We start from the raw sequence: 21,972 nt of genomic DNA, 5'->3' as shown, positions 1-21,972 counted from the left end.
TTGTACCTTGGGGCAGGCGGCGTCAGTATTAATCGCTCAATCAGTAAGCGGAGAGAGTAACGTGAACGAGTGGCTGCTTGATATCGGGCGCTTCACGGCCCAAGTGACGATTCTGCTGCTATTGGTGGGGGTTGTGGTGGTCATTGTGGCCCGAGCCAGGAGCGAAGGAGGCGACCGCTTGCGTCTGCGTATCGAGGAGCTCAACCGGCGACATGAGTACCGGCGGAGACGGCTGGCTCTCGCTGCCAGTGAGCCGGGCGCTCGCAAGCGACTACTCAAGGGATTTCGACGTGAGGACAAGACGGAAGGCCGGCAAGGACGCAAGGAGCCGGGCAAGCCCCGTCAGACCGTCTGGGTGCTGGATTTTCGTGGCGATATAAAGGCATCTGGAGTGGGAAAGTTCGCCGAAGAGATATCGGCGGTCATGGCAGCCGCAACACAAGGGGATGAAGTGGTGGTTCGCCTTGAATCACCCGGCGGACTGGTGCATGCCTATGGCCTTGCCGCGGCCCAGATGGATCGGCTACGTGAGGCAGGCCTGACAACGACGGTCTGTGTCGACAAGGTGGCTGCCAGCGGGGGATACCTCATGGCCTGTGCTGCCGACCAGCTTCGCGCAGCGCCTTTTGCGGTCCTGGGCTCCATCGGCGTGGTAGCGCAGCTGCCGAACCTCCATCGGCTCCTCAAGCGGCACGATATCGATGTCGAGCTGCTAACCGCCGGCGAGTACAAGCGAACCCTCACGGTCTTCGGTGAGAATACCGAAGAGGGCAGGCAGAAGTTCAAGGCGGACCTGGAAAACATCCATCACCTATTCAAGTCGCATGTTGCCGAGCGTCGCCCAAGGCTGGATATCGAGGCGGTTGCAACCGGCGAGACATGGTATGGCCGGGATGCGCTCGATATGGGGCTAGTCGATGCCTTGGGCACCAGCGAGGCATACTTGCTGTCACGCATGGAAGAGGCGCGAGTCATCAGCATGCGGCTGGAAGCGCGCAATCCCATGGGTGAACGGCTCGGCATGGCCGTATCGAAGGGGATCGAGGGTGGCATCGACCGGGTTATGGAGCGGCTCGATGCTGGCCGCTGGGAGAAACGCTGATCCCCTTATTGCCTGTCATGGCTCCTGCAACCTGACCAGTGTCTCGATCAACCCTTTGGCTTGTTCACCCTGCAGGGAGTAGTAGATAGTCTGTGAGGCTCTGCGTGTCGTCACCAGCCCCTCCCTGCGCAGGATGGCGAGGTGTTGCGACAAGGCTGATTGACTCAGTGCTAGACGCTGATTGAGCTCGGTCACAGACAGTTCCGAGTCATCCAGCAGGCATAGAATGCGTAGTCGATTGTCGTTGGCCAGCGCCTTCAGAAGGGCAGTGGCCTGGTCGATGGCGACATCGCCGGCTTCGAGCAGGCGGGATGCGTTGCTATGCGAGGTGCTCATGTCGATCTCCCCGGTTTGGCTGCCCGGCTGCAATGCAGGCCGAGGCTAGCTGCTTCTGGCGGCTACCTCGGCTGCGACAACAGCCTTACTGCAGGCTGTGGCAGGAGGCAGGGGTGTGACAGTGCCCTTCGTGGTTTATGGCATTGCTCATTTAGTTATCATTGATAGTGGCCCATCAACTGTCAAACGTCGAGTCAACGGAAAATTGATACAGGTCGGGTAAATGCGTCGTTATTGTCAACAATGAGGGCGGTTCGACCGCTGCTTGGGGCTTGATTAGCCGATGGTATGAAGGAAATTCCTGAGAAATTCTCTAGAGTGTCAACAATCCTAGGCAACTTCGTGTCGGACAGGACGCTCATGACCACCTATACCAACGAATTCAACCGCTCCATCGAACAGCCTGAAGCCTTCTGGGCCGAGCAGGCTCGCCGCATTCCCTGGTTTACAACGCCCAAGACCGTTCTCAGCTATGATGACCAGCAGCATGCACGCTGGTTCGTCGACGGTGAGCTGAACATCTGTCATGCCGCGCTGGACCACCATGTGGACCAGGGGCGTGGCGAGCAACCGGCGGTGCTATGGGACTCGCCGGTTACCGAGAGCAAGCGTACGGTGACCTACCGAGAGATGCGTGACCAGGTGGCGCTATTCGCCGGGGCCCTGAGAGCGCTAGGCGTCGAAAAAGGGGACCGGGTGGTCATCTATATGCCCATGGTGCCCGAGGCCCTCATGGCAATGTATGCCTGCGCGCGGCTGGGAGCAGTCCACTCCGTTGTCTTCGGTGGTTTCGCGCCCCATGAGCTGGCGGTACGCATCGACGATGCCCAGCCCAAGGTCGTCGTGGCTGCCTCCTGCGGCATCGAGATAGACCGTGTCATTTCCTACAAGCCGATCATCGATGCTGCCATCGGGCAGAGCCAGCATAAACCGGATGCCTGCGTGATACTTCAGCGCGAGCAGCAGCAAGCCGAGCTTGGCGACAACGATCACGACTGGGCTGAATTGATGGCGAAAGCCGAGCCGGCCGAGTGTGTACCGGTCAAGGGCAGCGACCCGCTATATGTACTGTACACATCCGGCACCACTGGAAAACCCAAGGGTGTGGTGCGCGACACCGGTGGCTATGCCGTTGCACTCCACTACTCCATGGAAGCGATTTACGACGTGGCTCCCGGTGAGGTTTTCTTTTCCGCCTCGGACGTGGGCTGGGTGGTGGGGCACTCTTATATCGTCTACGCCCCGCTGCTGCGAGGCTGTACCACCGTAGTTTACGAAGGCAAGCCGGTTAAGACTCCGGATGCCGGCGCCTTCTGGCGGTTGATCAGCGAGTATGGCGTGAAGAGCTTCTTTACGGCTCCCACTGCCTTTCGTGCTATCAAGAAGGAGGACCCTGATGGCAAGCTCTTGGCTCAGTACGACATTTCCTGCCTGAAGGCGCTGTTTCTGGCCGGGGAACGGCTGGATCCTCCGACGTTCCATTGGCTTGACGACCTACTTGACGTTCCCGTGATCGACCACTGGTGGCAGACAGAGACCGGTTGGCCCATCGCCGCCAACCTGCATGGCCTTGACCCGATGCCGACAAAGGCAGGTAGCGCCACGGTGCCGGTTCCCGGTTTCGATGTGCAGGTTCTCGACCGGGAGGGTGAGCAGGCCAAGCCGATGGAGCAGGGCAGCGTCGTTATCAAGCAGCCCATGCCCCCTGGCTGCCTGGTGGGTGTATGGGGAGATCCTCAGCGGTTTCATAGTGCCTACATGGCCGCATTTCCTGGTTTCTATCTGACTGGTGACGGTGGCTACTTCGATGAAGATGGCTACCTGTTCATCATGGGCCGTACCGATGACGTCATCAATATCGCCGGACATCGCCTGTCCACCGGCGAGATGGAAGAGGTCGTGGGCGCCCATAAGGCCGTCGCCGAATGCGCAGTGATCGGTATCCATGATTCACTCAAGGGGCAGGTGCCAGTGGGGCTTGTAATCCCCAAGGATGGCTTCGAGGGAGATGAGCTGGCGCTGGAAAATGAACTGATTGCCCTGGTGCGCGAGAAGATCGGGCCCATTGCCTGCTTCAAGCAGGTCTTGGTGGTCAACCGCCTGCCCAAGACGCGCTCCGGCAAGATACTGCGCAAGCTGCTGCGCAATATTGCGGATGGAAAAGAGTACGGCGTTCCCTCGACCATTGACGATCCGGCCAGCCTGCAAGACGTCCACGATGCAATGAAGGATCGTTCGGTGGGCGCCGCCCATGAGGCACGCCAGGTCTGAGCCATCCTTCCTGAGCCTTTTTGCCCGGGAGTTGCACGACGCCACCCAGCGGGTGGCGTCGTCGCGTTGGGTGACTGGTTTATTGGCCACTGACCTCCATCCTACGTATAATCCGCGACTTTCCGAGGGTTCCCTCACCCCTCGCTCTGTAACGACACGATTCCGTTTGGCGGGATCGTCAAAAAGGACCAACCGATGTTCGTGTTGAACGAAGTTCAGTACCGCCGCTGCCTATTTCTGCTGGTAACGTTTCATATATTGATCATCGCCGCCAGCAACTACCTGGTTCAGCTTCCGTTCACTCTGTTCGGGTTTCATACCACCTGGGGGGCCTTCAGCTTTCCCTTCATTTTCCTGGCCACAGACCTGACTGTGCGGCTCTTCGGCAAGGAGGCGGCACGTGCCATCGTCATGCGAGTGATGTTGCCGGCACTGTTGATCTCCTATGTGATATCGGTGGTTTTTCCGCGGGGCGGCTTCGCCGGAATGGAGGCCTTGGGCGAGTGGAATCTTTTCGTGGCACGGATAGCACTGGCGAGCTTCCTGGCCTACGTGCTGGGCCAACTGCTCGACGTCCAGGTTTTCGATCGGCTTCGCGGGCTGAAATCCTGGTGGATTGCGCCTGCAATATCGACCGTCTTTGGCAACCTGGCCGATACCGCGGTTTTCTTCGCTTCGGCTTTCTACCGTAGCCCCGACCCCTTCATGGCAGCCAACTGGGTCGAGATCGCTACAGTGGACTATGTGATCAAGCTTGGCATCAGCCTGCTGTTCTTCCTTCCGCTTTACGGGGTGCTGCTGGCCTGGCTTGGTCGACGGCTGGTCACCCTAACTGGCCAGCAGGACCTGGCGCCGCAGCGTGCCTGACTTGAACCTGGCACTGGAGGCCCGATGACTGTCGAAATCAACTACCTGGACACCGGTGGCGAAGGTACGCCGCTGTTCGTTGTGCATGGACTACTGGGAAGCGCCGACAATTGGCGTAGCCACGTCAAGCAGTGGCAAGAGTACCGGCGAGTCGTGTCCGTGGACCTTCGCAACCATGGCCGATCCCCCCATGTCCAGGGGATGAGCTACACAGCGATGGCGCAGGATCTGCTGGCTCTGATGGATCGGCTCAACATCGAGCGTGCCCACCTGCTGGGACACTCCATGGGCGGCAAGGTGGTTATTACGCTCGCACGGCTGGCTCCGCAACGCGTCGCATCCCTGATCGTTGCCGATATCGCTCCTCAGGCCTATAGCCATGGACACAGCGCGGTATTTGCTGGCCTTCGTCGCCTGGAGGAGGGCAAGCCCGGCAACCGTCGTGAGGCCGATGAGTTGTTGGCCGAGCACGTCGAGGAGCGCACCACCCGTCTATTCCTGGCGACTAACCTTCAGCGAGGCAACACCGGCAACCTCGAGCTGCGTATCGGCCTAGACGAGATCATGGCCGGCTACGATGACATCATGCAGGCGCCGGCAGGGCACGGTGCCTTTGATGGGCCGACGCTGGTGATACGCGGGGGGAAATCCGACTACGTGACGGATGCGATGCTGCCGGTGCTGCGAGGCGTCTTGCCCCGAGCCGAGATCAAGACCCTGGATGAAGCGGGGCACTGGCTACATGCCGAGCAGCCCGAGGCTTTTCAGTCGGCGGTGAGCGCCTTCCTCGATGCCCAGGAGGCTTGAATCCTATCGCGGAGTAGGGCTCAAGGATTGGGAGCGCCGAGGTCGATGGCGAGTCGCTCAAGGGGGGTGGTTGTATCGAACACACCCGCATTGAGCAGGTATTGTTCGAAGCGATAGTAGCGCCCCTGGTCAACGGCGGCTGGTTGGAGCGACAGGCGTGGATATATCAGTTCCCAGGCCTCACGGGTAGCCGGGTCGTCCAGCGCCGGCTCTGCCGTTGCCAGCAGTTCCCAGGCTCGCTCCGGATGGTTGAATATCCAGAGGGTGGCCTCTTCTATGGCCGAAATAAGCGAGCGGATGGCCTCACGCTTGTTGCCGTTCAGCTTGTCCCGGTTGGCCATCAGGATCAGTCCGTCATGACTGGGGATACCATGCTCTTCGACGCTCAGGAAATGGGAAGCGACCCCCTCATCCAGAAGTTGTCGAGGCAGCAGGAAGCGGTGGTTGATCATCACACCATCGACAACGCCCTCCCTGATGGTGTCCCGCGCCGAGTAGTGGACGTCCCGTGCGTCCACCAGGTCCAGCCCTTTCTCCAGCGTCAGCACGTTGGCCAATAGCCGTGAGAGCAGGATATCGCGCCCGTCGAGATCGGTATAACCAAGGTGTATACCTTCCAGGCTGAGTTCACCGTTGTCGCCGACCAGGGGGGCACGCAGCAACAGTCCTGCCATTGGGGTTCCGATGAGGGTGGCAACACGAACCAGGGGCTGCCCCTTGTTGGCCAGCAAGTGCAGCTGCGGTTGCCGTCCCAGCGCCAAGTCGGTTCTGCCGGCCGCCAACAGCTTGGCCGGGACATTGGGGTCCGCTGGGCTGACCAGGGTCACATCCAACCCCCTGCGAAGGAACATACCCTTTTCACGTGCTACCAGCAGGGCGGCATGCTGCAGGTTGAGGTACCAATCCAGGGTAATCTCCAGGGAGATCAGTGGTGGTGGTACGATCGGTTCGGCCGGCGTGCTGGTGACGGAGGGTATCTCGGCATCTTCTGCTTCTTCGATAGACGCGGGCGTCTTTGGCAGGAACAACTCTATGAAAGAAGGTCCTTCGATGAGCGGCGGTAGCTGGAGCTGCGGCGGCTGCTGATCCTGGGCCAAGGCTTCAGCCCGGTAGAAAGCCGATGGAGGAATCGTTACCTCGGTTTCCAGTGACAATGGAGGAGCATCCAGGGCGGCAGAGGGCGGCGATGACGAATCGGCAATAAGAGGGAGCGGTGTGAGGCTCAGCGACACGACCAGTGGGGCCAGAACGCGTAATGCGAACCATCGATAGGGTTTAGCCATGAGATGGGTGCGTCTCCAGCGGCGGTAGCGGTCAATCGGTGAAGCGCCAGTTTAGCCTTGCCGAATGGTCGAAGGCCAGCGACGACGTCCGCTGCTCATCCTTCCCTGGCATGTCATAATGATGGGCTCCGCGCCTTGAGACTTGTATGGACACCATCAATACCCTTTTCCTGTTGAGCGGTTTTCTAATCGCTCTCAGCGTGCTGGCCAGCCGCCTCTCCTCCATGGTGGGGCTGCCCCTGTTACTGATCTTTCTGGGGTTGGGGATGCTGGCAGGCGAGGAGGGGGTGCTGGGCATCCGGTTCGATGATTACTCCCTGGCCTTTGTTATCGGTCACCTTGCGCTGGCCATGATCCTGCTGGACGGTGGGCTTCGCACACGCCTCAAGACCTTCCGGGTCGCATTCAAGCCGGCCTTGTCACTGGCGACGCTCGGTGTGTTCGTTACCAGCGCCCTGGTTGGTCTTATTGCCATGTGGGTGTTCGGTCTTACTCTCGTCCAGGGCCTGTTGGTGGGAGCCATCGTGGGCTCCACCGATGCGGCCGCCGTCTTCTCGATGCTCAGCGGGCGGGGCGTCCATCTCAACGAACGTGTCAGTGCTACTCTGGAAATCGAGTCCGGCACCAACGATCCCATGGCGATCTTCTTGACGCTGCTACTGGTTGAAGTGCTGGTCGGTGATATTCGAGGCGTGTCTTCCACTCTGCTGTTCCTTGTCACTCAATTTGGCTTGGCGGTGCTGATTGGCCTTGCCGCCGGTTGGTTGAGTGGCAAGCTGTTGCGCTGGCTGGATCTGGCGCCGGGCCTTTACGCCTTGCTGGCACTGGCGTTGGGCTTTTTCGTCTTTGGCCTGACGAGCATCCTGGGAGGCAGTGGCTTCCTGGCGATTTACCTGACTGGTCTCATGATTGGCAACCAACCGGGACGGCATCTCAATTTCATTCTTCCCGTACATGACGGCCTTGCCTGGCTGAGTCAGATTGGGCTGTTCCTCATTCTTGGCTTGCTGGTCAGTCCCAGCGGTCTTCTGGAGTATGCGTTACCTGCATCACTGGTAGCCCTTGCATTGATTTTCGTGGCTCGGCCTCTGGCGGTGCTGGTTACCATCAAGCCCTTTTTCAAGTTCCGATGGCGAGAAATCGGCTTCATCTCCTGGGTGGGGCTACGAGGAGCCGTACCCATCGTGCTGGCGATTTTTCCGGTAATCGGCGGGGTCGAGAACGCAGGGCTCTACTTCAACGTCGCCTTTGCCGTGGTATTGATGTCACTGCTCATACAGGGGGGAACGCTGCCGTTCATGGCACGCTGGATGCGCGTGGAAATTCCGGTGGGGGTGACGCCCAACCACCGTGGGCCGCTGGGCATCCTGCCTGAGAACGACTACGAAATGTTCGTCTATCAGGTCGACAATCGGGATCTTGACGATGTACCAATACGGCTACTGCGCTTTCCATCAGGCGCCGTCATATCGGCGCTGTTTCGCCAGCATGCCATGCTCCACCCCAAGGGCAGTACCCGGTTGAAGCTGGGCGATGTCATTTGCGTGATCGGACGCAGCGATGATCTGCCTGCGCTGAATCGACTCTTCAGTGGGGATGCCAAGCTCAAGCAGGAGCGTGCCTTCTTCGGCACCTTCACTTTCGACGGTGAGGCGTTGATGCGTGATATCGCAGGCGTCTATGGCTTGACCCTGAGCCCTGGGGAAAGTGACATGACCCTGGGGGAGTTCGTCTCCCTGAGAGTTGGTGGTCACCCGGTCGTAGGGGATGACGTGGACTGGCACGGCATACACTGGGTGGTTGGCGAAATGGAAGGCAACAAGGTTACGCGCGTCGGTCTGCGTCTCTATTGAGCCGTTGGCCATGGATGGAGCCGGCGGGGCGGGCTCCGCTTCATTTCGCTCGCTGGCGTTCGCTGAGTGTCACTTCCACCGACTGCTCGGGGCTGGCCAGCCAGAGCATGCCATCCTGAATGGTGCAGTTCAGCGACATGCTCCTTGCCGCCAATTCAGCCAATGCTTGAACCGATGCGGTGTCGACATCGATCACTGACAGATTGGGAAGGGCGGCGAGCTTGGTGTGATGCTGCTCCCACCAAAGCGCTGCGCCATGCCCACTGTAGGTATAGAGCGTGACCTGGCGAGCACGGCCGCAGGCCTTGCGAATATCTTTTTCATCAGGCTGGCCGAGCTGTATCCAGTGCTCGATGGCCCCGGTCAGGTCCTTCACCCAGAGGTCCGGCTCGTCATCGGTACTGAGGCCCCGGCCGAAAGCCAAGGACTCGGTTGCATGGCGTGAAAACGCCAGCAACCGCACCATCATGCGTTCGTCGGTTTCTGAGGGGTGGCGTGCTACGGTCAGCGAGTGGTCTGCATAGTAATGTCGATCCATGTCAGCAATCTGCAGCTGGGCCTTGTGAATCGTTGCCTTCGAAGCCATTTGTCGGGTTTGCCTTGTTCGGGGGTATTCCCCATGATGCCATATTCCAGCGGCTCGCTCGGTGGGTAGCGTTGTAAAAGGCGAAAAAAAAGATGTACCAGAGCATGGCAAGCTTGCAATAAGGTCGGAGTTGCAACTATGTTTTTCCTTACTGAGTCTTCCTATAGCAAAGCGTGGAGTATCAGGAAGTTAACAAAAACGTTTAAAAGTCATTAATGTGTAAGTCTGAGTTTTGTTACGTAATGGCAGGTAGCAGATAGCAAGAGGAATACGCGCACAGAGGGAAGGCAAGAAAATTTTTCATTTGCAATAAAACCTTAGGAAAAATACCTGTACACGGAGGTAATCATGTTGAAATTCTTGGCTAGTACTGCCGGTATCATCTTTCTCATTGGTCTGGTCGTCGTCATTGGCCTGTTGATGTTGATATTCTAGGAGCGGTTTTCCTGGCAAGTCAGTAGTGTTGCTATTCCTGCGTCGATTCCTGATGCATTGAGTCTCTCTGCATGATCCCTTGTCATACTTCTCCTGTGCGACTGCATTGCGTAACCTTCGGGATAGGTTACTGAAGGAGCAATTGATGTGGTTGACTGGGAAGCAGTGGGCTGCGATAGGCCTTGGTCAGGTGTCAGGTACTTTCTTTTTCATGATCATCCAATGGCCTCCTCATGCCCATCATGATCTTTTCATCGCCTTTGGCGGCATGCTGGTGCCCACCGCCCTGGCCTTGCTCGGGGCGGTGATAGGGAGGATCAAGGGCGTCGCCGGGGCTGCAATTGGAATGATTGTTGGCTACGTCCTCTTCTTTGCTCCCGCCAGCGTGATGATGTTTGCCAACTGAGGCAACAAGGCCATTCGGTTCACCCTGGCCCTTCGTCCTTGGTGCTGGGGTAAAGAAAAGGCGGGAGTCATTGCAGGGGAGGGCAGGGAAAAATAAAAACCGCCCATCGCTACCGTTTCAGCTGCGATGGGCGGTTTGTTGGATAGGTTGGTCGGGACCCAACCCAGCTATCCATGATTCGGGTGAGTTGGCGGAGGGACAGGGATTCGAACCCTGGGTAGGTTTGACCCTACGCCGGTTTTCAAGACCGGTGCATTCAACCGCTCTGCCATCCCTCCGGCTCACGGGGGCGAATATTACCAGTTATGCTCATGAGGTCAAGGGCTTCCGCCATATCGGGACAGGAGAGGGCCATGGAGAAGCCGCAGTCAAGACCGCTCATCACGCCACGCGTGGCGATTTCCGCGGCGTTGCTACACCAAGGCCATGTATTGATGGTCCGGCGCCGACATCCGCCAAATGCCGGCATGCTGGCTCTGCCCGGGGGGCGGGTCGAACCCGGAGAATCTCTCATGGCCGCCGCGATTCGCGAAGTGCGGGAGGAGGCTGCGATTGAAGCCGAGCCACTGGGTGTCATGACTGCGGTGGAGGACAGGCAGTACGATGATGACGGCAGGCTCCTTAGCCATTTCGTCATCGTGGTGGTGCGATGCCGCTGGATTGGTGGCACGGCTGTGGCCGGTGATGATGCCAGTGAAATCCACTGGGTGGATGCAGGTGCGGTGGAGGAGGACACAACGATCTGTCCCAGTGCCCGAAATATTGCGAACCAGCTGCTCGTCGGCGAAAATTCTGCGATGATGGTGCGTTGAGGCTTTCAGAACTAAGGGGTTGCGTTGGGAACCATCCGACGGCATTCTTTGTCCACTGCCAAGATCACTCAGATCAACTACAGGGAGCTCTGGATCAATGGCCTATAATGAAACACATGTGGCACAGCACACGTCACAGGTAGTCAGCACCAACAAGGTGCTGCGCAATACCTACGGCCTGCTGGCCATGACCCTGCTGTTTTCCGCTGTGACGGCTGGCGTCGCCATGACCATGGGCGTCGAGCGGATGAACATTCTGGTTTTCTTCATCGGTGCCTACGGCTTGATGTTCCTGGTGCATAAGACGGCCAATTCAGCTGCCGGTCTGTTAGCCACGTTCGCCTTCACAGGCTTCATGGGCTTCACACTGGGGCCGATCCTCAGCGCTTACCTGGCATTGCCAAATGGCGCTGCGCTGATCATGAATGCACTGGCCATGACTGGCCTGACATTCATCGGCCTCTCTGCCGTAGCGCTGATCACCAAGAAGGACTTCAGCTTCCTCGGCAATTTCCTGATGGCTGGTGCGATCGTGCTGATCCTGGCCATGGTGGCGGGTCTGATCTTCCAGATACCGACCCTGATGCTGATGGTGTCGGCCGGTTTCGTGCTGTTCGCCTCAGCGGCAATCCTCTACCAGACCAGTGAGATCGTGCACCGTGCCGGGGAAACCAACTATATCCTCGCCACCATCACGCTCTACGTCTCGATCTACAACCTCTTCGTCAGCCTGCTGATGCTGCTCGGTATCATGAGCAACGACTGATCTCAGGTTCGAAGTGTAATCCGCAGGCCCCGCTCAGGCGGGGCCTGCTCGTTTGCTAGGGCAGGAGCCTTCCATGCGCTACGCGTTGCTCGTTCAGGGCGCACCCTACAGCAGCCAGGCCTCCCATTCCGCACTGCGCTTTGCCGCGGCCCTCCTGGCCAGGGGGCATCACCTGGCTTGCGTCTTCTTCTATCATGATGGTGTCTATAACGCCGCACGGCTGGCGGCGCCCCCTCAGGATGAGCCCCATCTGTTGGACGCCTGGAGAAGGCTGAGCGAGGAGCACGGTACCCAGCTTCAGGTCTGCATCGCTGCCGCCTTGCGCCGGGGTTTGCTCGATGAGCGTGAGGCCTCCCGCCACGGCAAGTCGGGCCATAGCGTTGAGCCCCCTTTCGAACTGACGGGGCTGGGCCAACTGATCGACCTGGGGCTAGGCGTCGATCGCCTGGTGACCTTTGCGCCCTGAGGAGAATGCGATGCAGGCAGAGACCGTTCTGGACGGAGATGTGCTGGTGATATTGCGTCATCCGCCCCACGGCAGCAGCTGGTTGCGTGAAGGCCTCGATGCCGCCCTGGTAGCGGCGGCCTTCGGACAGGCCGTGAGCCTGCTGTTCCAGGGCGATGGGGTTCTGGCGCTGCTCAAGGGACAGGGGGCCGGACCTCTGGGGCAGAAGGGTACCTCTGCCACGCTGGATATGCTGGCAATGTACGATATCGAGTCGCTGTTCCTGGACGCGACGTCACTCGCCCGCCTGGGCTTGTCTACCGAGACGCTGCAGCTGCCGGCAAGCCCCCTTGAGCCGCCATCGATAGCGGCGCTGATTGCCGGGCACCGGCTGGTACTGACATTCTGACGCCATCGGTGACACGATAACCGCGAGGTCGATCATGATCCTGCACATTCTCAATCGCTCTCCCAGCTCGAGCCTGGTCTACCGTGATGCCCTTGCCGGCATGGGGCCGGAAGATCGCCTGTTGCTGGTCGAAGATGGCGTACATGGCGCGCTGCCGTCCCAGGTTCGTCATTTCGAGGTGATCGGCGGCCGGCTGTTCGCCCTACGTGAGGATCTGGTGGCCCACGGACTGGATGGCCACTGCGATGCCAGTGTCCAGGTAGTGGACGTCGACGGCTTCGTAACGCTTACCGAAGAAGCCGACAAGACAGTGAGCTGGTTCTGATGGCTTCTACGGAAATCGACCGCTATCTGCAGGTGGGAGCCCAGCGCATTGCCCTCGATCCGGAAGGCTACCTGATAGCGCTCGATGACTGGACACCGGCCGTGGCCAGCGCCATGGCGGCCGAGGAGGGGCGTGAGCTGACCGATGAGCACTGGGAGATCATTACGGTACTGCGCGACTTCTATGCCCGCTACGAGGCCTCACCGGCCATGCGGCCGCTGGTCAAGGCCGTGGCGCAGTCGCTGGGAAGCGAGAAGGGGCGTTCGCTTCACCTCATGCGCCTCTTCCCGGAAAGCCCTGCCAAGGTGGCGGCGCGGCTGGCAGGCCTGCCGAAGCCTGCGAATTGCCTCTGATGAAGGGATGTCCATGAGGGCCTTGCCATGAAAGCGCATTCTCGATGAAGCAATCCCCATGAATTTTTTGGCTCATGCCTGGCTGGCCCGCGGCGGCAGCGACGAGTTTCTCTACGGCAACCTGATTGCCGACGGCGTCAAGGGCAGTGACCTCTCGGCCTGGTCCGTCGAGGTCGCCAGCGGTATCCGGCACCATCGCCGGGTCGATGCCTTTGTCGATGGCCATCCGGTGATCCATTCGGCACGGAGCCGGGCGCCGCAGACGCTCCGGCGTTATACCGGTATCGCCCTGGACCTGATGTGGGACCACTTCGTGGCTCGCCAGCTGCAACTCGACGTGGTGGAGTCCCGGCTGGTATTGCGCTGCTACCACCTGCTGGAGCAGCGTCCTGCCCCCGCCCGCCTGGCTCTCATGATGCCGGTACTGGTGGAGCAGGATTGGCTGCATCGCTACGTCGACTTCGATTTCACCTGCCGGGCGGTGCGCGGTATCGGTCAGCGGCTCTCCGGCCCCAACCGCCTGGCGGAACTGGTGCCTTGGCTGGAGGCGGATTATGCTGGCCTGGAGAGGGACTTTCAGCGCCTCTGGCCCGCTGTGAACGACGAACTCGAGGTAACCGATACCGGGAAGGGCTCATCGTTCAACCGACCCTGAGCCACAAGCAGTCGAGGGCATCGCCGCGCGCGATGTGTGACTGCTCGGGTATCACGGCCAGTGCATCGGCGCCGACGCAGGAAGAGAGCACGCCGGAGTTCTGGTCTCGGAACGCGCTTGCCACGATCCCTTGCTCGCTGAACTCGAGGGCCACGCGCATATAGTGACGACGAGGGCCGGTGCTGGTTGCGAAGTCGGCACGGGCGGAGAGCGTCGGCAGCTCGGCGAGGGCCGGGCAGCCAAGCAGCGCGCCCATCAGGGGGCGAAGGAACAACCAGGCACCGACAAAGCACGACACGGGGTTGCCCGGCAGGCCGACAAAGCGCACTGGCCTGCCGCCTTTCCCGGGCAGCCGCCCCAGGGCGAGTGGCTTGCCGGGCCGTATGGCCAGGCGCCAGAGGTCGAGCCGACCGATGGATTCCAGTGCGGCGCGGACGTGGTCCTCTTCTCCCACGCTGACGCCACCGGTGGAGACCACCACATCCGCCCCTTGTGCGGCCCGGCTCAGTGTGGCGCGGGTCCCTTCCGGGTCGTCGGGCACCGAGGCGACGAGCACCACCTCGGCGCCGAAACGTTCCAGCAGCTGCCTGAGCATGGGGCGGTTGGAGTTGTAGATCTGTCCCGGGGCCAGGGGCTGGCCCGGATCGACGATCTCGTCACCGGTGGAGAGCAGGGCGACCCGGGGGCGACGGCGCACAGCCACCTCGGTGATGCCCTGTCCGGCAAGATGACCCAATGCGGCGGCATCAAGGTGTATGCCCGCATCCAGCAGCGGCGCCCCAGCCCGTACGTCACGGCCACGGCGGCGCACGTTATCACCTGCCGGGATATCCGCGGGGATGACCGCCAGGCCATCCTTCTTCTCGACGCGCTCCTGCATCACCACGCAATCGGCCCCTGGCGGGAGCTCGCCGCCAGTGAAGATCCGTGCGCAGCTTGCCGGCGACAGCGGCTGGACGCCACTCCCCGCGGCGACGCGCTGGGTGATCGGCAGTGTCTGCCCCGCATCGCCGTGATGCAGGGCATAGCCGTCCATGGCGCTGTTGTCGAAGGGGGGCACGTCGAGTCGGGCCAGTACCGGTTCGGACAGCACCCGTCCTGCGGCCTGGCTGCAGCTGACGACCTCCGTCGGTAGTGGGGCGACATCCTCGAGTAGCGCGGCGAGTGCTGCCTCGATGGGTTGCAGCTCAGCCATGCTGACCCCGGCCGGGTATGACCAGGTTGGCGAAGTTGCAGGGCTTGTGACGGCTGTCGAGCTGCTCTGCCAGCAGGCCATCCCAGGCGGTGCGGCAGGCGCCGCTGGAGCCGGGCAGGCAGAAAATCACGGTATCATTGGCCAATCCGCCCAGGCAGCGGCTCTGGATCGTCGAGCTGCCGACGTCCAGGAAGGAGAGCTGGCGGAACTGTTCACCGAACCCTTCGATACGCTTGTCCAGCAGCACCGACACGGCTTCGGGGGTCGAATCGCGGCCGGTGAAACCGGTGCCACCGGTTGTCAGGATGACCTGAATGTCCGGGTCGGCAATCCACTCTGAGACTGCCGCACGAATACGATAGATATCGTCGATCACGATCCGCCGCTCGGCAAGCCGATGGCCCGCCAGCTCCAGGCGCTCGCCCAGCATGGCGCCGCTGCGATCGGTGTTCAGGTCCCGGGTGTCGGAGATGGTCAGCACCGCTATTGTCAGCGGTATCATCGATTCGCTCATGAGCCCTGGCTCTCCCTCTTGTAAGCCTGGCGAGCCTCGAAGGCGGCCACCTGTTCCGGCGTGGCTTTTTGCTGGTAGTTGGCCTTCCACTCGTCGTAGGGCATTCCGTAGACATATTCCCGGGCTGTTTCATAGTCGAGATCGGCACCCTGCTTCTCGGCCGCCGACACCAGCCACTTGGAGAGGCAGTTGCGGCAAAAGTCGGCCAGGATCATCAGATCGATGTTCTGCACTTCCTTGTGCTCGTCGAGGTGCTGAAGCAAACGGCGAAAGGCCGCGGCTTCGAGCTCGGTACGGGTATTCTCGTCTAGATTCTGCATGTAGGCGCTCCTCGTCAGGTTCGTCACAGGATAACAAAAGTGCGCGACATGGGGGCTAGCTGTCGTGGCTTCGGGATGTAGCCCCCCGGCTACAGACAGCCTCCGCCAGGGATGCGATCATGTCATTTGCGTAGAGAAATCAGACATGGGGAACAGGGGTAAACGTGATGTCCCTCACCAGTTTCAGTCATGCTCGACTGCCCACCACGCTGGAAGTTGACGTCCTCGATGAGTTTGGCCAGGTGCGTCGCCAGGCCATTGCGGCCGAACGCGCCCTGACGCTCTATCTCAACAAGCGTGAAATCGTCACCTTGATGACCCTGGGAGCCGACCCGGAAGCGTTGGTCGTCGGTTACCTGCGTAACCAGGGGCTGCTCCCGAGCGTAGAGGATCTCGAGGCGGTTCAGGTCGACTGGGAGGTGGAGGCTGCCGCCGTGGTGACCCGACGGCTGCCGGACGACATGGAGACCCGGCTGGGGCAGCGCACCGTGACGACCGGCTGCGGCCAGGGCACGGTTTTTGGCCGGCTGCTGGATACGACCTCGCTGCAGCGGATGCCAGAGACCCGACTGTCACAGTCGGTGCTCTATGCGTTGCTCGAGCGGCTGGGTGATTACAACGAGACCTATCGTAACGCAGGAGCTGTGCATGGCTGTGCGCTCTGCCGCCAGGCAGAAGTGCTCGATTTCGTCGAAGACGTGGGACGACATAATGCAGTGGACACCCTGGCCGGGCGGCAGTGGCTGGAAACCAGCGAGACCCAAGGCTGCGATATTTTCTATACCACCGGAAGATTGACCTCCGAAATGGTGCTCAAGGTCGCCCAAATGGGAATCAGCGTTCTGGTGTCACGTTCGGGCGTCACCCAGAAGGGAGTGGAGCTGGCCGAGCGCTTCGGCGTCTTGTTGATCGCCCGGGCCAAGGGGCGTCACTTCCAGGCGATCAATGCCGGGGAAAGGCTGGAACTGGATGCCATGCCCGCACGGCGACCGGGCGACAGACAGCAGCGCTGAGCTCAGGTAGTGTCCCCGTGGGTACAGACCGACAGGACCACGGCATCCTCTGTGCTGGTCGAGACCAGTGCATGGCCCATGTCGCTATCGAAGTAGATGCTGTCACCATGGGAGAGCTGCAACGGCTCGTAGAACTCGGTATAGAGACAGATCTCGCCTTCCAGGACCATCAGAAACTCTTCCCCGTCATGACGAACCCATTCGCTGAATTCGTCGAAACTGCGTGCCCGAACGATGGTCTTGAAAGGAATCATGCGCTTCTGGGCCAGCTCACAGCTCAGCAGCTCATGCTCGTAGGTGGGGGTGGGGTGGTGTTCGCCCTTTCCCTGCCGTGTCAGATCTCGGCGTCCCATGGTCCGGGGCTGGGCGCGAGGGGGGGTCAGCAGCTGTGGCAGGTCAATGCCGAGACCGTTGATAAGTTTCTGTACGGCGGTAAAGGTGGGCGATATCTGATTATTCTCGATTTTGGACAGGGTCGAACGGGCCAGGCCGGTGCGCTGACTGACGTCCTCCAGCGTCCACTGGTTGGCCAAGCGAAGCTCCTTGAGGCGCTCCCCAAGACGTAGTGGCTCCACGAAGGGTTTGCGGCCGGATGCGATACGCAGCGCGGCCTGCTGGTCGGTGGTGGCTGGCATGGGCAGGTTCACTATAGGAAACAAGTTTCCCCAAAGCGTACCACAAATGGCGTGAAGCGCATTGTCATAGCGACATATGCGCACCCAATCGCGACGGGGTGTTTCCTGACTCAGGTGAATCGGCGTCAGTCACCGAAAGGCAGGCCCAGTAGCGCACGAACGTGCGCTTCAGCGCCACGGCCAAGCGAGGCTGGGTCGTAACCGCCTTCCAGGACAGAAACGAGGCGATTGTCGGCATAGAGTGCAGCGATCTCCATGGCCATGTGGGTTACCCAGTAAAAATCCTCGTCCTCAAGGCAGAGTTCCGCCATGGGATCTTCTCGGTGGCCATCGAAACCTGCCGATACCAGCACCAGCTCCGGCTTGAAGGCGTGCAGGGCTGGAAGCCAGTCGTTCTCGAGCTCACGTCGAAAGGCGGTACTGTCGGTACCGGCTTCCAGGGGTGTGTTGACCACGTTCTGCCATTCGCTGCGCAGGTAGCGCCAGGGGTAGAACGGGTACTGGTAGCTGGTGCAGATCAGGATGTCGGGGTCATCCTTGAAGATATCGATGGTGCCGTTGCACTGATGAACGTCGAAGTCGAGGATGGCAATGCGTCGGGCGCCGTACTTCGCCCGAGCGTGGGCGGCGCCGACGGCGACATTGTTGTAGAAGCAAAAGCCCATGGCGTCGGTGGCTTCGGCGTGGTGTCCCGGTGGGCGTACTGCACAGAAGACATTGTCGGCCTGGCCACGATAGACCTGCTCCACCCCGCGAATCACGGCGCCAGCGGCCATGCGAGCGGCCTGTAGGCTGTCGGGATTCATCATGGTGTCACTGTCCAGCGTGACGATGCCCGTTTGGGGCACGCACTTGTCCAGCGCCCTGAGATGACGTAGCGGGTGAACTCGAGCCAGTTCATCTTCGGTGGCTTCGCGAGCATCCGACTGCATGGTTTGCTGTAGAAGCCCGGAGAGCGAGAGGCGAGCCTTGATGGCTTCAAGCCGAAGCGGGCTTTCCGGATGCTCCGGGCCCATATGGTGAAGATGGCAATCCGGGTGGGTAATGTAAGCCGTGATCATATGGGTGCTCCACAATGACAGGGGTCACCATAATGCCGGTAAGCCCTTGCACAACAGTGTCAATAAGTCGTACACAGGATGACAGGAACTGACTTGGTGGAGGTAACGACTTGGGTACCCGATTCCTACGGCACTTCTTCGAGCCGCGCACCATTGCAGTGATCGGGGCATCGGAAAAGCCTCACTCCATTGGTGGGCTTGTCATCCGCAACCTGCAGGAGGCCGGATTTACGGGCGCCATCTGGGCGGTCAACCTCAAGGGCTACGCATCGGTGTTCGGTCAGCCCTGTGTTTCGCGTATACGTGAGCTGCCCGAAACACCTGACCTGGCGGTCATCTGTACGCCAGCACACAGCCTGCCCAAGGTGATTTCCCGGCTGGGACGATTGGGTGTCAAGGCCGCCCTGGTCCTATCCGGTGGGTCTGACCTCGATGAGGCTAGTGAGGGCAAGGCTTCCATCCGTGAACGAATGCTGGTGGCGGCGCGTGAGTCAGGCATCCGGGTGCTGGGTCCAGAGTGCATGGGGCTGATCGTGCCCGGACGCAAGCTCAACGCCTCTTACGCCAGTCAGCCGGTCAAGGCAGGGCGGGTGGCCTATCTGGGGCAGTCGGGGATGCTCGGCAACGCCATGATCGACTGGGCCGCCGGCCGGGGCATCGGTTTCTCCCACCTCATCACCGTGGGGGACAGTGTCGATGTGATGCTTCCCGATCTGCTCGACTACATCAACCAGTACTCTCCTACTCAGGCGATCCTGCTTCATCTGGAGCGCATCCAGGACTCCCAGCACTTCATGACGGCGCTACGCGATGCTTCGCGCAACCGGCTGGTCCTCGCCATCAAGAGCGGCCGGACGCCGGAGTCCGACCTGTCCAACATGCCGCCGACGCCGGGGATTGCCAACCGTGACGTCGTCTTTGACGCAGCCTTTGCCCGTGCCGGCGTGGTGAGGGTCAACGACTCCGATGAGCTGTTCGACGCATTGATGACGCTGTCCCAGATGAAGCCGCTCAAGGGCGACCGGCTGGCGATCGTCTCAAACGGTCTGGGTCCGGCCATGCTCGCCATCGACAAGCTGATCAGTGCCGGGGGCAAGCTGGCGAATTTTTCCGACGAGACGCGACTGGCGCTGACGAAAAGCGACTTCGATATGAGCAAGCCCGGGGAGAACCCGGTGGACCTTGGTGGCAACGCGACGCCGGATAAACTGGTGGAGGTGCTTGAGATCGTCGCCGCCGACCCTGGCGTGGATGCCGTCCTGGTAGTACATGCGCCGACTCGCCTGGCGCCATCCAGGGTCACGGCCCAGGCGGTAATCGCCAATCGCAAGCGTTTTCGTCGCAACCTATTGACCAGTTGGATGGGGCTAGAGGCCGCACTCGATGCCCGAAATGAGTGCAGTGCAGCGGGCATCCCAACCTACGTTTCACCGGAAAAGGCGGTGAAGGCCTTCATGCACATGGTTGATTATCAGCGGGTCCAGGCGCTGCTGCAGGAGACCCCGCCGACGATTCCCTTTGCCACTACGCCGGATATCCGTGCCCGTTGCCGCACCCTGATCGAGGAAGCCAAGTCCGAGGGGCGCGAGACGCTGTCTCACTCCGAGACCGCCCAGGTACTCGAGGCCTACGGTATTTCCGTCGCGCCCAGCCACTATGTGCAGACACCGGAGGAGGCCTTTGCTGCCGCCGGCAGTATCGATGGCCCCATGGCCCTTAAGGTGGTGCATGAGAGCAATTGCCGGCCCTTCCGCTATCGCCGGCAGCCCCACAGGCTCTCGGCGGGCCTGCTGCAGGACCTCCATTCGCCCCAGCAGGCGGCCGAGGGTGTCACACGCCTCGGTGACAAGCATCGGGAAAGATTCCCGCCGGTGAGGATTCGAGAGTACTGTCTACAGCCCATGCAGCGGGGCAAGCACTCGATGCAGCTCTGCGCGGGGATCACCCGGGACCCGATATTCGGGCCGCTCATCGTATTCGGTATCGGCGGCTACAAGGTCAATGTGCTGGCCGACCGTCAGGTGTCGCTGCCACCACTGAACATGACGCTGGCGGCCGATGTGGTCGTCTGCGACGGCTTCGTCGGCAATGCGGTGCTCAAGGCAAGCGAAGGTCTGGCGCGAATGCTGATCGAGCGTGTGCAGTCGACCTTCGAGGCGCATTGGGGTNACGCCGGCTTCGTGCCCAACGACATGCAGGTGGGCCAGACCGGCAAGATCGTCGCTCCCGAGCTCTACATCGCCGTGGGCATCTCCGGTGCGATCCAGCACTTGGCCGGGATGAAGGACTCCAAGGTGATCGTGGCGATCAACAAGGACGAAGAGGCGCCGATCTTCCAGGTGGCGGATTACGGCCTCGTTGGCGACCTGTTCGAGATCCTGCCGGAGCTCGAGAGCAAGCTGTAAGGGCACTGTTGTCGTGCATTTTATGAAGCCGATCCTCAGGCGAGGGTCGGCTTCTGTCGTTGCAAGTCCTTACCGCTGGTTTCATGAAGCGTGGCTATACAAAACAGTAACAATAGCTATTAGCGTAAGGCGCCAGGGTTTGCCATGCTGGATGGAAGTACCAAGAGGGGGTTGATCCCCGTTATGCTTCATTCAAGGAGGAGTTACCATGCCGCATACACTACCTGAACTTCCCTACGCCTATGATGCGCTGGAACCCTACATTGATGCGATGACCATGGAAATACACCACTCGCGTCACCACAAGACCTATGTGGACAAGCTCAACGCGGCACTGGAAGGCACTGGGCTGGAAGATATGCCAGTGGATGAGCTGATGGCTAGCATCGACCGCGTACCTGAAGCGAAGCGCCAGGAGGTCATTAACAACGGTGGTGGCCACTCCAATCATTCCAAGTTTTGGCAGATGATGTCGCCCAGCGGGGGCGGTCAGCCCCAGGGCAAGGTGGCCCAGGCCATCGACAGCGAACTTGGCGGTTTCGATGCCTTCAAGGAGGCCTTCACCAAGGCGGCCCTTGGGCGCTTCGGCAGCGGCTGGGCCTGGCTAAGCGTGACCCCGGAGAAGAAGCTGGTGGTCGAGAACACCCTGAACCAGGACAGCCCGCACATGCATGGCAACACGCCGGTGTTGGGTCTGGACGTATGGGAGCACGCCTACTACCTGAAGTACCAGAACAAGCGTCCGGATTATGTCGAGGCATTCTTTAACGTGGTCAACTGGGAGGACGTGGAGCGCCGCTACCAGCAAGCCACCTCCTGACCAGCGCACAGGCGCGCTTACAGACAATCGCCGCAGCCTCTGGCTGCGGCGATTGCGTTGTGCCTATCCCCGCACAATTCTACCAACCTGGCCGATGGCGCAGGCGCTGTCCGGTCTAGGTCGTGAAGCTGGCCGTGCCCCGGTTGCTATTGCCAGATAGCTGATCCTTGTGAGATGCAATTATCATTCCGGTCGCAGGCGGTCACTGGGTCAAACGCCTATTGATTGATGTTCGTTCGGTATAGTCTCCGGCAGCGTACCTTCGTCGGGTGTTATTGATAATGCTTATCATTTGTGG

Annotated in this window: 25 protein-coding genes, 1 tRNA gene and 1 pseudogene; 18 read left to right on the top strand and 9 right to left on the bottom strand. The window is 60.4% G+C overall.

What is annotated here, in order from left to right:
* Positions 1-61 precede the first annotated feature (61 nt).
* Positions 62-1,102 (top strand): protease SohB, encoded by a 1,041-nt coding sequence (gene sohB, locus LOKO_RS10430; protein WP_066448650.1) that lies wholly within the window; start codon positions 62-64, stop codon positions 1,100-1,102.
* Positions 1,103-1,117: 15 nt separating this feature from the next.
* Here the strand turns inward: sohB and LOKO_RS10425 are convergent, their stop codons facing one another.
* Complete coding sequence (locus tag LOKO_RS10425; protein WP_066448648.1) at positions 1,118-1,438, bottom strand: ArsR/SmtB family transcription factor; 321 nt, start codon at positions 1,436-1,438, stop codon at positions 1,118-1,120.
* 360 nt (positions 1,439-1,798) lie between these two features.
* On the opposite strand from LOKO_RS10425, the gene LOKO_RS10420 reads away from it, so the two are divergent.
* The 3 genes from LOKO_RS10420 to LOKO_RS10410 all read left to right on the top strand — a co-directional run bounded on the left by LOKO_RS10420 (position 1,799) and on the right by LOKO_RS10410 (position 5,383).
* Positions 1,799-3,709, top strand: a complete 1,911-nt coding sequence (locus LOKO_RS10420; RefSeq protein WP_066448646.1) for a propionyl-CoA synthetase — start codon at positions 1,799-1,801, stop codon at positions 3,707-3,709.
* Between the two features lie 195 nt (positions 3,710-3,904).
* Positions 3,905-4,576 (top strand): 7-cyano-7-deazaguanine/7-aminomethyl-7-deazaguanine transporter, encoded by a 672-nt coding sequence (locus LOKO_RS10415; RefSeq protein ID WP_066448639.1) that lies wholly within the window; start codon positions 3,905-3,907, stop codon positions 4,574-4,576.
* Between the two features lie 24 nt (positions 4,577-4,600).
* Complete coding sequence (locus LOKO_RS10410) at positions 4,601-5,383, top strand: alpha/beta fold hydrolase (protein WP_066448636.1); 783 nt, start codon at positions 4,601-4,603, stop codon at positions 5,381-5,383.
* Between the two features lie 20 nt (positions 5,384-5,403).
* Here the strand turns inward: LOKO_RS10410 and LOKO_RS10405 are convergent, their stop codons facing one another.
* Positions 5,404-6,666, bottom strand: a complete 1,263-nt coding sequence (locus LOKO_RS10405; RefSeq protein WP_083517545.1) for an ABC transporter substrate-binding protein — start codon at positions 6,664-6,666, stop codon at positions 5,404-5,406.
* A 146-nt stretch (positions 6,667-6,812) separates the two neighbouring features.
* On the opposite strand from LOKO_RS10405, the gene LOKO_RS10400 reads away from it, so the two are divergent.
* Positions 6,813-8,519 (top strand): potassium/proton antiporter, encoded by a 1,707-nt coding sequence (locus LOKO_RS10400; protein WP_066448629.1) that lies wholly within the window; start codon positions 6,813-6,815, stop codon positions 8,517-8,519.
* 40 nt (positions 8,520-8,559) lie between these two features.
* Here LOKO_RS10400 and LOKO_RS10395 read toward each other — a convergent pair whose 3' ends face one another.
* The gene (locus tag LOKO_RS10395) at positions 8,560-9,105 is read right to left on the bottom strand and encodes a YaeQ family protein (protein WP_066448627.1); all 546 of its coding nucleotides are present in this window, start codon (positions 9,103-9,105) and stop codon (positions 8,560-8,562) included.
* Between the two features lie 348 nt (positions 9,106-9,453).
* Between LOKO_RS10395 and LOKO_RS20720 the strand changes: the two genes are divergently transcribed.
* Together LOKO_RS20720 and LOKO_RS10390 are read left to right on the top strand one after the other, a co-directional pair.
* Positions 9,454-9,540, top strand: coding sequence for a small membrane protein YohP (locus LOKO_RS20720; protein ID WP_470303295.1), 87 nt, complete (start codon positions 9,454-9,456; stop codon positions 9,538-9,540).
* A gap of 145 nt (positions 9,541-9,685) precedes the next feature.
* Entirely contained in the window at positions 9,686-9,946 is a 261-nt protein-coding gene (locus tag LOKO_RS10390; protein ID WP_066448624.1) for a hypothetical protein, read from the top strand.
* Positions 9,947-10,134: 188 nt separating this feature from the next.
* Here the strand turns inward: LOKO_RS10390 and LOKO_RS10385 are convergent.
* A tRNA-Ser gene (locus tag LOKO_RS10385) sits at positions 10,135-10,224 on the bottom strand.
* Positions 10,225-10,299: 75 nt separating this feature from the next.
* Here LOKO_RS10385 and LOKO_RS10380 point away from each other — a divergent pair.
* The 7 genes from LOKO_RS10380 to LOKO_RS10350 all read left to right on the top strand — a co-directional run bounded on the left by LOKO_RS10380 (position 10,300) and on the right by LOKO_RS10350 (position 13,711).
* On the top strand, positions 10,300-10,758 hold the full coding sequence (locus tag LOKO_RS10380) for an NUDIX hydrolase (RefSeq protein WP_066448622.1): 459 nt from the start codon (positions 10,300-10,302) through the stop codon (positions 10,756-10,758).
* A 97-nt stretch (positions 10,759-10,855) separates the two neighbouring features.
* Positions 10,856-11,524: a Bax inhibitor-1/YccA family protein gene (locus LOKO_RS10375; RefSeq protein WP_066448620.1), complete on the top strand. Its 669-nt coding sequence runs from the start codon at positions 10,856-10,858 to the stop codon at positions 11,522-11,524.
* 73 nt (positions 11,525-11,597) lie between these two features.
* Positions 11,598-11,990, top strand: a complete 393-nt coding sequence (tusD, locus tag LOKO_RS10370; protein WP_066448619.1) for a sulfurtransferase complex subunit TusD — start codon at positions 11,598-11,600, stop codon at positions 11,988-11,990.
* 10 nt (positions 11,991-12,000) lie between these two features.
* Positions 12,001-12,378, top strand: a complete 378-nt coding sequence (gene tusC, locus LOKO_RS10365) for a sulfurtransferase complex subunit TusC (protein ID WP_066448618.1) — start codon at positions 12,001-12,003, stop codon at positions 12,376-12,378.
* A 34-nt stretch (positions 12,379-12,412) separates the two neighbouring features.
* On the top strand, positions 12,413-12,703 hold the full coding sequence (tusB, locus tag LOKO_RS10360; protein WP_066448615.1) for a sulfurtransferase complex subunit TusB: 291 nt from the start codon (positions 12,413-12,415) through the stop codon (positions 12,701-12,703).
* Positions 12,703-13,056 (top strand): TusE/DsrC/DsvC family sulfur relay protein, encoded by a 354-nt coding sequence (locus tag LOKO_RS10355; protein WP_066448611.1) that lies wholly within the window; start codon positions 12,703-12,705, stop codon positions 13,054-13,056. The genes tusB and LOKO_RS10355 overlap by 1 nt, the downstream gene beginning before the upstream one ends.
* A gap of 58 nt (positions 13,057-13,114) precedes the next feature.
* Positions 13,115-13,711 carry an acyl carrier protein phosphodiesterase gene (locus tag LOKO_RS10350; RefSeq protein WP_066448608.1) on the top strand — a complete coding sequence of 199 codons (597 nt, stop codon included), beginning with the start codon at positions 13,115-13,117 and terminating at the stop codon, positions 13,709-13,711.
* On the opposite strand, the gene LOKO_RS10345 is transcribed toward LOKO_RS10350, so the two are convergent.
* Genes LOKO_RS10345 through LOKO_RS10335 form a run of 3 tightly spaced genes read right to left on the bottom strand, consistent with a single transcriptional unit; the run spans position 13,698 to position 15,740 of the window.
* The gene (locus LOKO_RS10345) at positions 13,698-14,906 is read right to left on the bottom strand and encodes a molybdopterin molybdotransferase MoeA (protein ID WP_066448606.1); all 1,209 of its coding nucleotides are present in this window, start codon (positions 14,904-14,906) and stop codon (positions 13,698-13,700) included. The genes LOKO_RS10350 and LOKO_RS10345 overlap by 14 nt on opposite strands.
* Positions 14,899-15,420, bottom strand: coding sequence for a molybdenum cofactor biosynthesis protein B (gene moaB, locus LOKO_RS10340; protein ID WP_066448604.1), 522 nt, complete (start codon positions 15,418-15,420; stop codon positions 14,899-14,901). Before moaB ends, LOKO_RS10345 begins: the two co-directional genes overlap by 8 nt.
* Positions 15,417-15,740, bottom strand: a complete 324-nt coding sequence (locus tag LOKO_RS10335; protein WP_066448602.1) for a DUF1244 domain-containing protein — start codon at positions 15,738-15,740, stop codon at positions 15,417-15,419. The genes moaB and LOKO_RS10335 overlap by 4 nt, the downstream gene beginning before the upstream one ends.
* Before the next feature lie 167 nt (positions 15,741-15,907).
* On the opposite strand from LOKO_RS10335, the gene LOKO_RS10330 reads away from it, so the two are divergent.
* Positions 15,908-16,753, top strand: a complete 846-nt coding sequence (locus LOKO_RS10330) for a formate dehydrogenase accessory sulfurtransferase FdhD (protein ID WP_066448599.1) — start codon at positions 15,908-15,910, stop codon at positions 16,751-16,753.
* 2 nt (positions 16,754-16,755) lie between these two features.
* Here the strand turns inward: LOKO_RS10330 and LOKO_RS10325 are convergent, their stop codons facing one another.
* Entirely contained in the window at positions 16,756-17,388 is a 633-nt protein-coding gene (locus tag LOKO_RS10325) for a helix-turn-helix domain-containing protein (protein ID WP_066448597.1), read from the bottom strand.
* A gap of 125 nt (positions 17,389-17,513) precedes the next feature.
* A complete protein-coding gene (locus LOKO_RS10320) occupies positions 17,514-18,449 on the bottom strand; it encodes a histone deacetylase family protein (protein ID WP_066448595.1) in 936 nt (311 codons plus the stop codon).
* Between the two features lie 110 nt (positions 18,450-18,559).
* Here LOKO_RS10320 and LOKO_RS20205 point away from each other — a divergent pair.
* From LOKO_RS20205 to LOKO_RS10310, 3 genes and pseudogenes are all read left to right on the top strand, one after another.
* A pseudogene (locus LOKO_RS20205) lies at positions 18,560-19,432 on the top strand (CoA-binding protein); the annotation flags it as partial.
* Between the two features lie 3 nt (positions 19,433-19,435).
* Complete coding sequence (locus LOKO_RS20200) at positions 19,436-20,854, top strand: acetate--CoA ligase family protein (RefSeq protein ID WP_335339227.1); 1,419 nt, start codon at positions 19,436-19,438, stop codon at positions 20,852-20,854.
* A 208-nt stretch (positions 20,855-21,062) separates the two neighbouring features.
* A complete protein-coding gene (locus LOKO_RS10310; protein ID WP_066448592.1) occupies positions 21,063-21,674 on the top strand; it encodes a superoxide dismutase in 612 nt (203 codons plus the stop codon).
* Positions 21,675-21,972 lie beyond the last annotated feature (298 nt).

The organism is Halomonas chromatireducens, assembly GCF_001545155.1.
GTDB lineage: Bacteria > Pseudomonadota > Gammaproteobacteria > Pseudomonadales > Halomonadaceae > Halomonas > Halomonas chromatireducens.
This window is presented reverse-complemented; position numbering and strand designations above follow the sequence as displayed.

Bases quoted from the DNA above. Each gene is read 5' to 3' on its own strand.
- LOKO_RS10425 (WP_066448648.1), bottom strand. From the start codon at position 1,438: ATGAGCACCTCGCATAGCAACGCATCCCGCCTGCTCGAAGCCGGCGAT.
- LOKO_RS10420 (WP_066448646.1), top strand. From the start codon at position 1,799: ATGACCACCTATACCAACGAATTCAACCGCTCCATCGAACAGCCTGAA.
- LOKO_RS10415 (WP_066448639.1), top strand. From the start codon at position 3,905: ATGTTCGTGTTGAACGAAGTTCAGTACCGCCGCTGCCTATTTCTGCTG.
- LOKO_RS10410 (WP_066448636.1), top strand. From the start codon at position 4,601: ATGACTGTCGAAATCAACTACCTGGACACCGGTGGCGAAGGTACGCCG.
- LOKO_RS10405 (WP_083517545.1), bottom strand. From the start codon at position 6,666: ATGGCTAAACCCTATCGATGGTTCGCATTACGCGTTCTGGCCCCACTG.
- LOKO_RS10400 (WP_066448629.1), top strand. From the start codon at position 6,813: ATGGACACCATCAATACCCTTTTCCTGTTGAGCGGTTTTCTAATCGCT.
- LOKO_RS10395 (WP_066448627.1), bottom strand. From the start codon at position 9,105: ATGGCTTCGAAGGCAACGATTCACAAGGCCCAGCTGCAGATTGCTGAC.
- LOKO_RS20720 (WP_470303295.1), top strand. From the start codon at position 9,454: ATGTTGAAATTCTTGGCTAGTACTGCCGGTATCATCTTTCTCATTGGT.
- LOKO_RS10390 (WP_066448624.1), top strand. From the start codon at position 9,686: ATGTGGTTGACTGGGAAGCAGTGGGCTGCGATAGGCCTTGGTCAGGTG.
- LOKO_RS10380 (WP_066448622.1), top strand. From the start codon at position 10,300: ATGGAGAAGCCGCAGTCAAGACCGCTCATCACGCCACGCGTGGCGATT.
- LOKO_RS10375 (WP_066448620.1), top strand. From the start codon at position 10,856: ATGGCCTATAATGAAACACATGTGGCACAGCACACGTCACAGGTAGTC.
- tusD (WP_066448619.1), top strand. From the start codon at position 11,598: ATGCGCTACGCGTTGCTCGTTCAGGGCGCACCCTACAGCAGCCAGGCC.
- tusC (WP_066448618.1), top strand. From the start codon at position 12,001: ATGCAGGCAGAGACCGTTCTGGACGGAGATGTGCTGGTGATATTGCGT.
- tusB (WP_066448615.1), top strand. From the start codon at position 12,413: ATGATCCTGCACATTCTCAATCGCTCTCCCAGCTCGAGCCTGGTCTAC.
- LOKO_RS10355 (WP_066448611.1), top strand. From the start codon at position 12,703: ATGGCTTCTACGGAAATCGACCGCTATCTGCAGGTGGGAGCCCAGCGC.
- LOKO_RS10350 (WP_066448608.1), top strand. From the start codon at position 13,115: ATGAATTTTTTGGCTCATGCCTGGCTGGCCCGCGGCGGCAGCGACGAG.
- LOKO_RS10345 (WP_066448606.1), bottom strand. From the start codon at position 14,906: ATGGCTGAGCTGCAACCCATCGAGGCAGCACTCGCCGCGCTACTCGAG.
- moaB (WP_066448604.1), bottom strand. From the start codon at position 15,420: ATGAGCGAATCGATGATACCGCTGACAATAGCGGTGCTGACCATCTCC.
- LOKO_RS10335 (WP_066448602.1), bottom strand. From the start codon at position 15,740: ATGCAGAATCTAGACGAGAATACCCGTACCGAGCTCGAAGCCGCGGCC.
- LOKO_RS10330 (WP_066448599.1), top strand. From the start codon at position 15,908: ATGTCCCTCACCAGTTTCAGTCATGCTCGACTGCCCACCACGCTGGAA.
- LOKO_RS10325 (WP_066448597.1), bottom strand. From the start codon at position 17,388: ATGCCAGCCACCACCGACCAGCAGGCCGCGCTGCGTATCGCATCCGGC.
- LOKO_RS10320 (WP_066448595.1), bottom strand. From the start codon at position 18,449: ATGATCACGGCTTACATTACCCACCCGGATTGCCATCTTCACCATATG.
- LOKO_RS10310 (WP_066448592.1), top strand. From the start codon at position 21,063: ATGCCGCATACACTACCTGAACTTCCCTACGCCTATGATGCGCTGGAA.